Genomic DNA, 11,619 nt, shown 5'->3' with positions numbered 1-11,619 from the left:
GGCTCGCAAGCAGCAGGAAAAGGATCAGCGCCGCATGGAATACCGCCGGGCGATCGAGAGCTATTGCGACCAACGTCAACTGCTGCGCGACCTGGTGGACTACCCTGAGCTGCAAGAGCTCACTGTGTGGCAGGCGTCGGCAGCAACTTCCCCGAAAAACGCTCAACAAGCGCACTGATCAATGCACGTTCGCCGCGGATGAATGCCAGGAAAGCCAAGGCCACCGGTGACTGCCGTTTGGCCTTGGCCTGTACCACGCACCAGCTGCGGTACAGCGGCAGTTCTTCCACCGGCAGCTCCTTCAGCGCCCCGGTGGCCAGTTCCAGGTTGACCGCATGGCGGGTCAGCAGGGCGATACCAAGGCCTGCGATCACGCACTCGCGCTGGGCATCGGCCGAGGCCACTTCCAGAGTCTGGGTGAAGTGCACGCGCTTGTCCTTGAAGTACTCTTCGCAGGCTTTGCGTGTGCCCGAGCCTTGCTCGCGGACCAGCAGGGTATGAGGCTCCAGGTCCTGCAGGCGCAGCTGCTCCAGCTTGCAGAGCGGGTGCTCGGGCGGGGCCACGGCAATGATCGGGTTATTCAGAAACGGCAAAAATTCCAGACCCATGTCCTGCGGCACCATGGACATGATGATCAGGTCGTCGCGGTTGTCGGACAGGCGGCGGATGGCCTGGGCGCGGTTGACCACCGTCAAGGTCAGGTTGACCTCCGGGTGACGTTGCTTGAAGGCGGCGAACAGGTGTGGCACGAAGTACTTGGCACTGGACTCGATCGCCAGCTTCAGCTGCCCTTGCAGTGAGCCCTGCATGTCCGACAGTTGCATGTCCAGGCTCTCCAGGCGCCCGAAGATGTCGCGGCTGGCGCGCTGCAGGGCCTCGGCCGCTTCCGTCAGATAAAGCTTTTTACCGATGTACTCGAACAGCGGCTGGCCGATCAGCTCTTCAAGCTGGCGGATCTGCAGGCTGACGGCGGGTTGTGTCAGCGCCATTTCCTCCGCCGCGCGGCTGTATGAGCGCAAATCGCACACCTCGTTGAAGATCTGCAATTGACGCAATGTCATACGCATCAAGGACTTACGCATTTTTTTCAGCTCATTGGCAACACCCTGTTACCGAACTATAAGCTTTTGCTAATACAGCCCCTAACAAATATTGATTTTTGTTTATCGACCTACAGCGCTAGGGTGAATACGCGACTGGCCAGCAATGCTTGGTCACGCGCCGACCGGTAGAACCGGCTCGACTGTTCCTACGGCTTTGGGAAGACTCCAGTGATAAAAAAAATCCTGATCGCCAACCGAGGTGAAATTGCAGTTCGGATCGTGCGTGCCTGCGCCGAGATGGGCATTCGCTCGGTAGCGATCTATTCCGACGCCGACCGGCATGCCTTGCACGTCAAGCGCGCCGACGAAGCTCATAGCATTGGTGAAGAACCGCTGGCCGGTTACCTGAACCCGCGCAAGCTGGTGAACCTGGCTGTGGAAACCGGCTGTGATGCCCTGCACCCTGGCTATGGTTTCCTGTCGGAAAACGCTGAACTGGCAGAGATTTGCGCCGAGCGCGGGATCAAGTTCATCGGCCCGGCCGCCGACGTCATTCGTCGCATGGGCGACAAGACCGAAGCACGCCGCACCATGATCGCCGCCGGTGTGCCGGTTACACCAGGTACCGAAGGCAACGTTGCCGACATCCACGAAGCCCTCAGCGAAGGCGAGCGCATCGGTTATCCGGTGATGCTGAAAGCTACCTCCGGGGGTGGCGGCCGCGGTATTCGTCGTTGCAACAGCCGCGAAGAACTGGAACAGAACTTCCCGCGGGTGATATCCGAAGCCACCAAGGCCTTTGGCTCGGCCGAAGTGTTCCTGGAAAAGTGCATCGTCAACCCCAAACACATCGAGGCGCAGATCCTCGGTGACAGCTTCGGCAATGTGGTGCACCTGTTCGAGCGCGACTGCTCGATCCAGCGCCGTAACCAGAAGCTCGTCGAAATCGCTCCGAGCCCACAGCTTACCCCCGAGCAGCGCGCCTACATCGGCGACCTGGCGGTGCGTGCGGCCAAGGCGGTCAACTACGAGAACGCCGGTACCGTGGAGTTCCTGCTCGCCGATGGCGAGGTGTACTTCATGGAAATGAACACCCGGGTGCAGGTGGAGCACACCATCACCGAGGAAATCACCGGTATCGACATCGTCCGCGAGCAGATCCGCATTGCATCGGGCCTGCCGCTGTCGGTGAAGCAGGAAGACATCCAGCACCGCGGCTATGCGCTGCAGTTCCGCATCAACGCCGAAGACCCGAAAAACAACTTCCTGCCCAGCTTCGGCAAGATCACCCGTTACTACGCCCCCGGCGGCCCGGGCGTGCGCACCGATACGGCGATCTACACCGGCTACACCATTCCGCCGTTCTACGACTCCATGTGCCTGAAGCTGGTGGTGTGGGCGCTGACCTGGGAAGAAGCCATGGACCGCGGCCTGCGGGCCCTGGACGACATGCGCGTGCAAGGGGTGAAGACCACCGCCGCGTACTACCAGGAAATCCTGCGCAATCCGGAATTCCGTAGCGGCCAGTTCAACACCAGCTTCGTTGAAAGCCACCCTGAACTGACCAACTACTCGATCAAGCGCAAACCCGAAGAGCTGGCCCTGGCCATCGCCGCCGCCATCGCCGCCCACGCAGGCCTGTGAGGAACCCCATAATGTCCAAGAAAATTCACGTAACCGACACGATCCTGCGCGACGCCCACCAGTCCCTGCTGGCTACCCGCATGCGTACCGAAGACATGCTCCCGATCTGCGAAAAGCTCGACAAGGTCGGCTACTGGTCGCTGGAAGTCTGGGGCGGCGCCACCTTCGATGCCTGCGTGCGCTTCCTCAAGGAAGACCCATGGGAGCGCCTGCGCAAACTGCGTGCGGCGCTGCCCAACACCCGCCTGCAAATGCTGCTGCGCGGCCAGAACCTGCTGGGCTACCGCCACTACAGCGACGACGTGGTCAAAGCCTTCGTTGCCAAGGCTGCGGTCAACGGCATCGATGTGTTCCGTATCTTCGACGCCATGAACGACGTGCGTAACCTGCGGGTAGCCATCGAGGCCGTCAAGGCTGCCGGCAAGCACGCCCAGGGCACCATCGCCTACACCACCAGCCCCGTGCACACAATCGACGCCTTCGTGAACCAGGCCAAGCAGATGGAAGCCATGGGTTGCGATTCGGTCGCGATCAAGGACATGGCCGGCCTGCTGACACCATTTGCCACTGGTGAACTGGTCAAGGCGCTGAAAGCCGAGCAATCGTTGCCGGTGTTCATCCACTCCCACGACACCGCCGGCCTGGCTGCCATGTGCCAGCTGAAAGCGGTGGAAAACGGTGCCGACCACATCGACACCGCTATCTCCAGCTTCGCCTGGGGCACCAGCCACCCGGGTACCGAGTCGATGGTTGCCGCGCTCAAGGGCAGCGAGTTCGACACCGGCCTGGACCTGGAGCTGCTGCAGGAAATCGGCTTGTACTTCTATGCCGTGCGCAAGAAGTACCACCAGTTCGAAAGTGAATTCACCACTGTCGACACCCGTGTGCAGGTCAACCAGGTGCCGGGCGGGATGATTTCCAACCTGGCCAACCAGCTCAAGGAGCAGGGCGCCCTCAACCGCATGAACGAAGTGCTGGCTGAGATCCCGCGCGTTCGCGAAGACCTCGGCTTCCCGCCGCTGGTTACCCCCACTTCGCAGATCGTCGGTACCCAGGCGTTCTTCAACGTGCTGGCGGGCGAGCGCTACAAGACCATCACCAACGAGGTGAAGCTGTACCTGCAAGGCGGTTACGGCAAGGCTCCTGGCGTGGTCAGTGAACAGCTGCGTCGTCAGGCGATCGGCAGCGAAGAAGTGATCGATGTGCGCCCGGCCGACCTGCTGAAGCCGGAAATGACCAAGTTGCGCGGCGATATCGGCGCCTTGGCCCGTTGTGAAGAGGATGTGCTGACCTACGCCATGTTCCCTGACATTGGCCGCAAGTTCCTCGAAGAACGCGAAGCCGGCACCCTCACCCCGGAAGCCCTGCTGCCGATTCCGGAAGCTGGCGCGGTGGCTGCCCCGGGCGGTGAAGGCGTGCCGACCGAATTCGTCATCGACGTGCACGGCGAAACCTATCGCGTCGACATCACCGGTGTGGGCGTGAAGGCCGAAGGCAAGCGTCACTTCTACCTGTCGATCGACGGCATGCCGGAGGAAGTGGTGTTCGAGCCACTCAACGAATTCGTCGGCGGCGGCGGCAGCAAGCGCAAGCAGGCCAGCGCCCCGGGCCATGTGACCACCAACATGCCAGGCAACATCGTCGATGTCCTGGTCAAGGAAGGCGACTCGGTCAAGGCCGGCCAGGCCGTGCTGATTACCGAAGCCATGAAGATGGAGACCGAAGTGCAGGCAGCCATTGCCGGCAAGGTTGTGGCCATCCACGTGGCCAAGGGCGACCGTGTGACGCCGGGTGAGATCCTGATCGAGATCGAGGGCTGACAGAAGCCTTCATCTACAAGCGGTTTACCTCTGGGGAGCGAATGCTCCCCTTTTTTTTCGTGCTGATGCATTTTATTGCAGATTTGATACTGATGGTTGGTTTACATCTGCATTAAAATGCAGAAATTTTCCCGGATGCAGTGATGAATCACCCGGCGATTGCGCTGGGCAAGCTTGAGCGCCGAATGGCGGAGTGGGGGTTGGCATGACGGTTTCCATCGACGCCCGCGGGCTGCTGATCGATGGCGTGCGCGAAGGTATCGCCGAGGGGAGCCTTGAGTTGGGGGCAGCCGTGCGACGGCTACGCGTGGAGGTGGCGAAAATGCAGCAGACTCAGTTCGCGCGGATGTGCAAGGTTTCAGTGCGTACGCTGATTCAGATCGAGCAGGGGGATGGTAACCCCACGCTCAAGTCATTGAACGCTGTATTCAAGCCATTCGGTTTACAGATGGGCGTGGTCAGGCGCGCCACCAAGGTCAGGTAGTATCTTCATACGGATCACAGGCCTGCTGGCCCGTGATCCGTGGTCAATATCAGCCTATCCGGCATGCCTCAAGGGTGTGTACCTGACCTTCAGGCCGCTGGTTGGCATCGCTCAACCACCGCTCGAACCCTGCCGCCACCTGCGGCCACTCATCATCGGTAATCGAATACCACGCCGTATCGCGGTTATGGTCCTTGACCACCAGGTGCTTGCGGAACACGCCCTCGAACTCGAAGCCAAACCGCTCCGCCGCCCGCTTGGAGCGGGCGTTGGCGTTGTTGCACTTCCATTCCAGCCGGCGGTTACCCAGTTCGAAACCCAGCTTGCCCAGCAGGTACACCGCCTCGGTGCCCTTGGGCGTACGTTGCATGGCGGCGCCGAAGGCGATGTGGCCGATTTCGATGCGGCCATGGTCGGGCACAATCGACATCAGGCTGAGAATGCCCTGGGCCTGGCCGGTGGCGCGGTCCATGACGGTATAGAACAGCGGGTCGAGGCCGGCGGCATTGCCTTCCAGCCAGCGGTCGAAGGCGCCACGCTCGGTGAATGGGCCATAGGGCAGGTAGTCCCACAGCACAGGGTCGGATGCCGGCCCCTGCAGCGCCTCCCAGAGGTCGTCGCCATGGCGCACAGGGTCGAGCTTTTCCAGGCGAATGAAGCGGCCCTCAATGGGCTCGGCTCGAGGTACGGCAGCGGGTTTCCAGTGCAATGCGTCAGTCATGTTCGGCTTACAACCCTTTGCGGAATTGGATGAAGCCCGATCGCTCGGCAACCTGCTGATACAGGCTGATGGCGGTGGCGTTGGTCTCGTGGGTCAGCCAGTGCACCTTGATGCAACTGTCGGCCTTGGCAGTGGCGTAGACGTGCTCGATCAGCTGGCGGCCGATACCCAGGCCGCGCTGCGTCTCGTCCACGTACAGGTCCTGCAGGTAGCAGGAATTCTCGATGCTCCAGTTGGAACGATGGTAGATGAAGTTGACCATCCCCACCGCCTTGCCATCCACCCAGGCCAGGGTCGAATGGGTTGGTTCGTTCGGGTCGAGCAGGCGTTGCCAGGTGCTCAGGCTGACCTCATCGGCCAGCTCGGTTGCATAGAAATGCAGGTAGGCCTGCCACAAGCCGAGCCAGGCAGCATGGTCTTGGGGGGTAACGGGGCGCAGGGTAACGCTGGGCATGGGGCTATTCTTCAGAGCTGGCGCATGAGCGCCGCGAGTTGGTTGTCCAGTGGATCGGGGCTGGCGCCGAGGCCTTCGCGTACACCGGCGATGTCTTGCCCGGCGCGGTTCTGGCTGAGCTTGCGTGCACCTTGCAGGCGGGTGATGGGCAGGCGGATGCCGACGATGGCGCGAAGCATGCCGTCAATATAATCAGCAGGGGCGTCGGTGACGCTCCACGGGGCGCTGCGGCCTTGTTCGTGGCGATCGGTCAGGCGGCTGACGATAGCCAGCAGCGGCGCGGCATCGTCGATCACTTCGGCCGGGCCATAGGCGTGCACGGCCAGGTAGTTCCAGGTTGGCACCACCTTGGGGTTCTCGGCCTTGCTCGGATAGTAGCCGGGGCTGACGTAGGCATCGGCACCGGGGAACACCAGCAGGGCTTCGCCACCCTGCGCCAGGTCCTGCCACTGGCGGTTGGCCCGCGCCAGGTGGGCATAGACGGTGCCGTATTCGCCTTCGGCGGTGTCGACCAGCACCGGCAGGTGGGTGGCCAGCAGGCCCTGTTCGCCTTGGCTGACCAGAACCGCCAGGCGGGTGTCCAGCATGTGCTGGTGCAGGCGACCGAGGTCGTGTTCCTGGTGCGGCTTGCTGTTGTACATGTGTCGAGTCCCTTGTCGAATGGCTCTATCCTAGGCAGGCTATTGGTTCTGGGTAAGAGCCATTACTGCCTGTTTTGATAGGTCCAATGCCATGAGCGAGCGCCCCCTCATACTGCCTTTCGACCCTGCCGGGATTGCCTTGGATCGCCGCCGCGGGCTAAGCCAGCAGTTGTACCAGGCGCTGCGTGCGCGGGTACTGGACGGGCGGCTGAGCAGCGGCACGCGGCTGCCGGCCAGCCGGGACCTGGCCGCGATGCTGGCGCTGTCACGCAACAGCGTGGTGCGTGCCTATGACCAGCTGTATGCCGAGGGGTACATTGAAAGCCGGGTAGGTGACGGCACTTACGTCAGCCGCCTTCCGAAACTATCCACACAACTATCCACAGGGTTATCCCTGGGTTTATCAACAGGGTTATCCACATTTAACCCGAAAAATACTGAGTATTTATCCAGCAATAGACGCATCAGCGAGCCGTTGCAGCGTCTGAAAAATCATCATTTACCTTCGCCGAAAAGCGCTGCCCCGCGTGCTTTTCGCGTCGGCATCCCCGCGTTCGACCTGTTCCCGTTCGATGTCTGGGCCAAGCTGCAGGCGGGTTTCTGGCGTAATCCGTCACCAGCGCAGCTGGGCTACGGTGACCCGGCAGGTGAGCCTGCGTTGCGCGAGCTGATCGCGGCTTACCTGCGCCGTTCGCGGGGGCTGAGCTGCACGGCTGAGCAAATTGTGATCACCAGTGGCGCGCAGCAGGCCATCAGCCTTTGTGCACAGCTGCTGCTGCAGCCTGGCGACGGGGTGGCTGTGGAAAACCCAGGCTACCGCGCGGCCGGACACGCCTTTGCGCTGGTCGGTGGCAAGTTGCATGGCGTGGCGGTGGACGAAGACGGGATGGACTGTCGCCAGCTCGCGCAGCTTGAAGATTGCCGGCTGGCCTATGTCACGCCGGCCCACCAGTATCCGACCGGGGTCACCATGAGTCTGGCGCGCCGTCTTCAGTTGCTGGCATGGGCCGAGCAAAGCGATGGCTGGATTATCGAAGACGACTACGATGGCGAGTACCGTTACAGCGGCGCTCCCTTGGCCCCGCTGGCGGCTCTCGACCGACATGGGCGTGTTTTATATGTTGGCACCTTCGGCAAGATCGCCTTCCCGGCGTTGCGACTGGGCTATCTGGTGTTGCCGCCGCGCCTGGTGCAGGCATTCAGCCAGGGCAAAGCGCTGGCGGTGCGGCATTCGGAGGTCAGCAGCCAGTGCGTAATGGCCGAGTTCATGGCCAGGGGGCACTTCCAGCGGCATATCCGCCGTATGCGCAAGGCGGCGTTGAGCCGGCGCAATGTGCTCAAGGCGGGTTGGCCTGAGGATATTCCGGGGTTGGGCGGCATGCCGGAAGTGGCGGCCGGGCTACATGTAAAGGTTGATGTGGATAACTTTGCGCGGGAGCAGGAGTTGGTGGCCCAGGCGGAAGCGATGGGGGTGGAGGTGACGCCGCTGAGCAATTTCTGGTTGGCGAACAGCGATGTGCCTGTGGATAAGCGCGCGGGGCTGGTGCTCGGGTTTGCCGCGGTACCGGAGGGGGAAATTGCCGAGGCCATGATGAAATTGCGCAAGGCTTGGCGGCCTCTTCGCGGGTGAACCCGCTCCCACAGGTACTGCGCCGGCCTCAGACGCGACGCAGATCCTGTGGGAGCGTGTTCACCGGCGAAGATCCAACTCAGGTCCCGGATTTGATCCGCGTCCAAGCCCGAGTCCTGGCCCGCTCTGCATCCCGCGCCAAAGGCTTGAGGGTATAAAGCTTGGCCATCGCCTCTGCCGTCGGATACAGGTTGGGGTTGTTGCGAATCGCCGGGTTCACCTTGTCGGTCGCATCCTTGTTGGGGTTCGGATACCCGACAAAGTCGCTGATCGGCGCAATCACCTCGGGCCGCAGCAGGTAATTGATGAATTCATGGGCATCTTCCGGGTTGGCCGCGTTCTTCGGAATCGCCAGCATGTCGAACCAGATCGGTGCACCTTCCTTTGGCAGGCGCATATCGACTACCACGCCATTCTTGGCTTCGCGGGCACGGTTGGCGGCCTGGGAGAAGCTGCCGCTGTAGCCCACCGCTACACAAATATCGCCATTGGCGATGTCTGCCATGTACTTGGAAGAGTGGAAGTAGGTGATATGCGGGCGAATCTTCAGCATCAACGCCTCGGCTTGCTTGTAGTCTGCCGGTTTGTCGCTGTTGGGCGGCAAGCCCAGGTACTGCAAAGCCAGTGGCAGAATCTCCGAGGGTGAGTCGAGCAGTGCCACACCGCATTGCTTGAGCTTGGCGATGTTCTCTTCCTTGAAGATCAGGTCCCAGCTGTCCACCGGGGCGTTGTCGCCGAGCGCAGCCTTGACCTTGGCCGGGTTGAAGCCGATCAGCACGGTGCCATACATGTAGGGCACCGCAAATTTGTTGCCGGGGTCGTTGGCCTCGATCAGCTTCATCAGTGCCGGGTCCAGGTGTTGCCAGTTGGGCAGCTTGCTGCGGTCCAGCGGCTGGAACACCCCGGCTTCGATCTGCTTGGCCAGGAACACGTTGGACGGCACCACCACGTCATAACCGGAGTTGCCGGTCAGCAGCTTGGCTTCCAGCGCTTCGTTGGTGTCGAAGATGTCGTACACCAGCTTGACGCCGCTGTCCTTCTTGAAGTCGGTCAAGGTCTGCGGGGTGATGTAATCGAACCAGTTATATACACGCAGGGTGCGCTGCTCGGCCTGAGCGTGCAGGGCACCGGTGAACAGGGTGGCAGCGATGAACGGGGTGAGCAGACGCTTGAGTCGGACCATTACCGGGCTCCTGGCTGGGCGCGCTGGAAACCGTCCAGCACATTGACCGCGTTGATACCGATTTCTTCCACAGCGTAGCCGCCTTCCATCACGAACAGGGTCGGCTTGCCGAGCTCGGCGATGCGCTTGCCCATTTCCAGGTAGTCCGGGCTGTCCAGCTTGAATTGCGAGATCGGGTCGTCCTTGAAGGTGTCCACGCCCAGCGAGATCACCAGCACGTCGGCGTCATAGCTGGCGATGCGTTGGCAGGCTTGCTCCAGCGCAGCGCTCCAGGCCGCCCAGTCGCTGCCAGCGGGCAAGGGGTAGTTGATGTTGAAACCTTCGCCGGCGCCTTCGCCTGTCTCGTCGGCGTAGCCCAGGAAAAACGGGAACTCGGCCTGCGGGTCGCCATGGATCGAGGCGAAAAACACGTCGTTGCGCTGGTAGAAGATGTCCTGGGTGCCGTTGCCGTGGTGATAGTCGACGTCGAGGATGGCGACCTTGTTCCGGCCCTGGTCGAGGAAGGCCTGGGCGGCGATGGCGGCGTTGTTCAGATAGCAGTATCCGCCCATGACTTCGCCAGCGGCGTGGTGCCCTGGCGGGCGGCACAGGGCGAAGGCCGAATGCGCGCCTTGCTCGATGGCCGCCTGGGCAGTGAGGGCTACCTGAGCAGCGCTGTAGGCGGCCCGCCAGGTACCGGCGGTGATCGGCGCGCCGGCATCGAAGCTGTAATAGCCCAGTTCACCGTGCAGGCCGGTAGGTTTTACCTGGCGCAGGGTGCGTGCTGGCCAGGTGAACGGCAACAGGTCGCCCTCGTGGCCGAGTGCGGCCCAGCGTGCCCAGGCGCCTTCGAAGAAGTCCAGATAATCTGCGCTGTGGACCCGCAACAAGGGCGAGCGGCCAAAGTCGGTGGGGCCCTGGATATCACCAAGGTTGCGCTGTTTCACCTGCTCCAGCACATGGTCGGCGCGCGAAGGCATTTCGAAGCAGGGCATCAGCTTGCCGTCGATCAGCTCGCAGCGGCCGTGGTGCAGGCGATGGTCATCGGAATAGATCGTCAGCATTGTTGTTCTCCGGTGGGTACTGGCGTGGGCCCATTGTCATGTGCCGGTCAGTTATGGAGAACGACGCAAACGGCCAAAAGGGGATCGATGTGGCCAAGCGCTGTGGCCGGATTGTTGTTGACCTGTACTGGCCTCTTCGCGGGTGAACCCGCTCCCACACGGTTTGGTGCCGCACCCAAGGCTGGTGCAATACCTGTGGGAGCGGGTTCACCCGCGAAGGGGCGGGACAGGTCAACCGCGGAAGTGGCTGGGTGCCACACCACTCCAGCGCTGGAAGGCATGCCGGAAACTGGCCGTCTCGCTGAACCCCAAAGTCTCGGCAATCCGGTAGATCGGCATCTGCTCATCGGCCAGCAACTGCTTGGCCCGCTCGAACCTCAGTTCATCCAGCAGCTGTTGATAACTGCTGCCCAATGCCTGCAAATGCCGCCGCAGCGTGCGGGAAGAACAATTCATCTGCCGCGCCAACCCTTCCAGCCCAGGTGCGGCGTCCAGTTGCTGCGCCAGCAATTGACGAATACGCCCCAGCCAGGCCTGGCGGCCGGTGAACTCAAGGTTCAGCCGCCGGCAACGTTCGCTCATGGCCTTGTGGGTAATCGGGTCGGCCAGTGGCAGCGGCATGTCCAGCCAGCGCCGCTCGAAGGCGAAGGCATTGTCCTCTGCGTCGAAACCGATCGCGCACTGGAATGCACCGTCATAAAGCGCGTGGTAGCCGGGCCGGGCGTGTTCGAAACGCGCACCCAGCAGCGGCAGCGGGCAGCCAAGCAGGTCGTCGCAGATGATTTTCAGCGACACCAGGCAGAATTCGGCGTTGAAAGCGCCAAGCGCTGCGCTGTCGTGGTAATCGCTGGCGCTTAACCAGACGCGCTGGCCATCGTCGAGCAAGCGCAGCTTGAAAACTGTTCCCAGCAGTGCCGGATACTGCAGCGCCAGGCGCAGGGCGTCACCCAAAGTGG

Annotated in this window: 12 protein-coding genes; 5 read left to right on the top strand and 7 right to left on the bottom strand. The window is 62.0% G+C overall.

The window, feature by feature from the left end; genetic code table 11:
* Positions 1–178 (top strand): PA3496 family putative envelope integrity protein (locus tag HP547_RS29995; RefSeq protein ID WP_372242913.1); only part of this gene is annotated, 178 nt, incomplete at its 5' end.
* Here the strand turns inward: HP547_RS29995 and HP547_RS21225 are convergent.
* Positions 120–1,082, bottom strand: a complete 963-nt coding sequence (locus tag HP547_RS21225; protein WP_172225981.1) for a LysR family transcriptional regulator — start codon at positions 1,080–1,082, stop codon at positions 120–122. The genes HP547_RS29995 and HP547_RS21225 overlap by 59 nt on opposite strands.
* Before the next feature lie 189 nt (positions 1,083–1,271).
* Between HP547_RS21225 and HP547_RS21220 the strand changes: the two genes are divergently transcribed.
* The 3 genes from HP547_RS21220 (at position 1,272) to HP547_RS21210 (ending at position 4,991) form a co-directional block, all read left to right on the top strand.
* The gene (locus HP547_RS21220) at positions 1,272–2,687 is read left to right on the top strand and encodes an acetyl-CoA carboxylase biotin carboxylase subunit (protein ID WP_172225984.1); all 1,416 of its coding nucleotides are present in this window, start codon (positions 1,272–1,274) and stop codon (positions 2,685–2,687) included.
* An 11-nt stretch (positions 2,688–2,698) separates the two neighbouring features.
* A complete protein-coding gene (gene oadA / locus HP547_RS21215; RefSeq protein WP_172225986.1) occupies positions 2,699–4,507 on the top strand; it encodes a sodium-extruding oxaloacetate decarboxylase subunit alpha in 1,809 nt (602 codons plus the stop codon).
* A 205-nt stretch (positions 4,508–4,712) separates the two neighbouring features.
* Entirely contained in the window at positions 4,713–4,991 is a 279-nt protein-coding gene (locus HP547_RS21210; RefSeq protein ID WP_172226018.1) for a helix-turn-helix transcriptional regulator, read from the top strand.
* A 49-nt stretch (positions 4,992–5,040) separates the two neighbouring features.
* Here the strand turns inward: HP547_RS21210 and HP547_RS21205 are convergent, their stop codons facing one another.
* The 3 genes from HP547_RS21205 to HP547_RS21195 are packed head-to-tail and all read right to left on the bottom strand — an operon-like array spanning position 5,041 to position 6,807.
* Positions 5,041–5,712 (bottom strand): GNAT family N-acetyltransferase, encoded by a 672-nt coding sequence (locus HP547_RS21205; protein ID WP_172287356.1) that lies wholly within the window; start codon positions 5,710–5,712, stop codon positions 5,041–5,043.
* Positions 5,713–5,719: 7 nt separating this feature from the next.
* Complete coding sequence (locus HP547_RS21200) at positions 5,720–6,166, bottom strand: GNAT family N-acetyltransferase (protein ID WP_172287355.1); 447 nt, start codon at positions 6,164–6,166, stop codon at positions 5,720–5,722.
* 11 nt (positions 6,167–6,177) lie between these two features.
* Positions 6,178–6,807, bottom strand: coding sequence for an FMN-binding negative transcriptional regulator (locus HP547_RS21195; protein WP_172287354.1), 630 nt, complete (start codon positions 6,805–6,807; stop codon positions 6,178–6,180).
* 91 nt (positions 6,808–6,898) lie between these two features.
* Between HP547_RS21195 and HP547_RS21190 the strand changes: the two genes are divergently transcribed.
* Positions 6,899–8,437 (top strand): PLP-dependent aminotransferase family protein, encoded by a 1,539-nt coding sequence (locus HP547_RS21190; RefSeq protein ID WP_172287353.1) that lies wholly within the window; start codon positions 6,899–6,901, stop codon positions 8,435–8,437.
* A 79-nt stretch (positions 8,438–8,516) separates the two neighbouring features.
* On the opposite strand, the gene HP547_RS21185 is transcribed toward HP547_RS21190, so the two are convergent.
* The 3 genes from HP547_RS21185 to HP547_RS21175 all read right to left on the bottom strand — a co-directional run.
* Positions 8,517–9,620, bottom strand: a complete 1,104-nt coding sequence (locus HP547_RS21185) for a polyamine ABC transporter substrate-binding protein (protein WP_172287352.1) — start codon at positions 9,618–9,620, stop codon at positions 8,517–8,519.
* Entirely contained in the window at positions 9,620–10,663 is a 1,044-nt protein-coding gene (locus tag HP547_RS21180; RefSeq protein WP_172226003.1) for a histone deacetylase family protein, read from the bottom strand. The genes HP547_RS21185 and HP547_RS21180 overlap by 1 nt, the downstream gene beginning before the upstream one ends.
* 231 nt (positions 10,664–10,894) lie before the next feature.
* Positions 10,895–11,619 (bottom strand): AraC family transcriptional regulator (locus HP547_RS21175; protein WP_172287351.1); only part of this gene is annotated, 725 nt, incomplete at its 5' end.

The sequence above is a fragment of the Pseudomonas sp. CM27 genome (genome assembly GCF_013179515.1).
Classification (GTDB): Bacteria; Pseudomonadota; Gammaproteobacteria; order Pseudomonadales; family Pseudomonadaceae; genus Aquipseudomonas.
The sequence above is the reverse complement of the archived record's forward strand: the minus strand, read 5'-3'. Positions and strand labels throughout refer to the sequence as shown.

Excerpts from the sequence above, each read along its gene's own strand:
- HP547_RS21200 (WP_172287355.1), bottom strand. The coding sequence starts at position 6,166 with ATGCCCAGCGTTACCCTGCGCCCCGTTACCCCCCAAGACCATGCTGCC.
- HP547_RS21185 (WP_172287352.1), bottom strand. The coding sequence starts at position 9,620 with ATGGTCCGACTCAAGCGTCTGCTCACCCCGTTCATCGCTGCCACCCTG.
- HP547_RS21225 (WP_172225981.1), bottom strand. The coding sequence starts at position 1,082 with ATGCGTAAGTCCTTGATGCGTATGACATTGCGTCAATTGCAGATCTTC.
- oadA (WP_172225986.1), top strand. The coding sequence starts at position 2,699 with ATGTCCAAGAAAATTCACGTAACCGACACGATCCTGCGCGACGCCCAC.
- HP547_RS21205 (WP_172287356.1), bottom strand. The coding sequence starts at position 5,712 with ATGACTGACGCATTGCACTGGAAACCCGCTGCCGTACCTCGAGCCGAG.
- HP547_RS21195 (WP_172287354.1), bottom strand. The coding sequence starts at position 6,807 with ATGTACAACAGCAAGCCGCACCAGGAACACGACCTCGGTCGCCTGCAC.
- HP547_RS21180 (WP_172226003.1), bottom strand. The coding sequence starts at position 10,663 with ATGCTGACGATCTATTCCGATGACCATCGCCTGCACCACGGCCGCTGC.
- HP547_RS21210 (WP_172226018.1), top strand. The coding sequence starts at position 4,713 with ATGACGGTTTCCATCGACGCCCGCGGGCTGCTGATCGATGGCGTGCGC.
- HP547_RS21190 (WP_172287353.1), top strand. The coding sequence starts at position 6,899 with ATGAGCGAGCGCCCCCTCATACTGCCTTTCGACCCTGCCGGGATTGCC.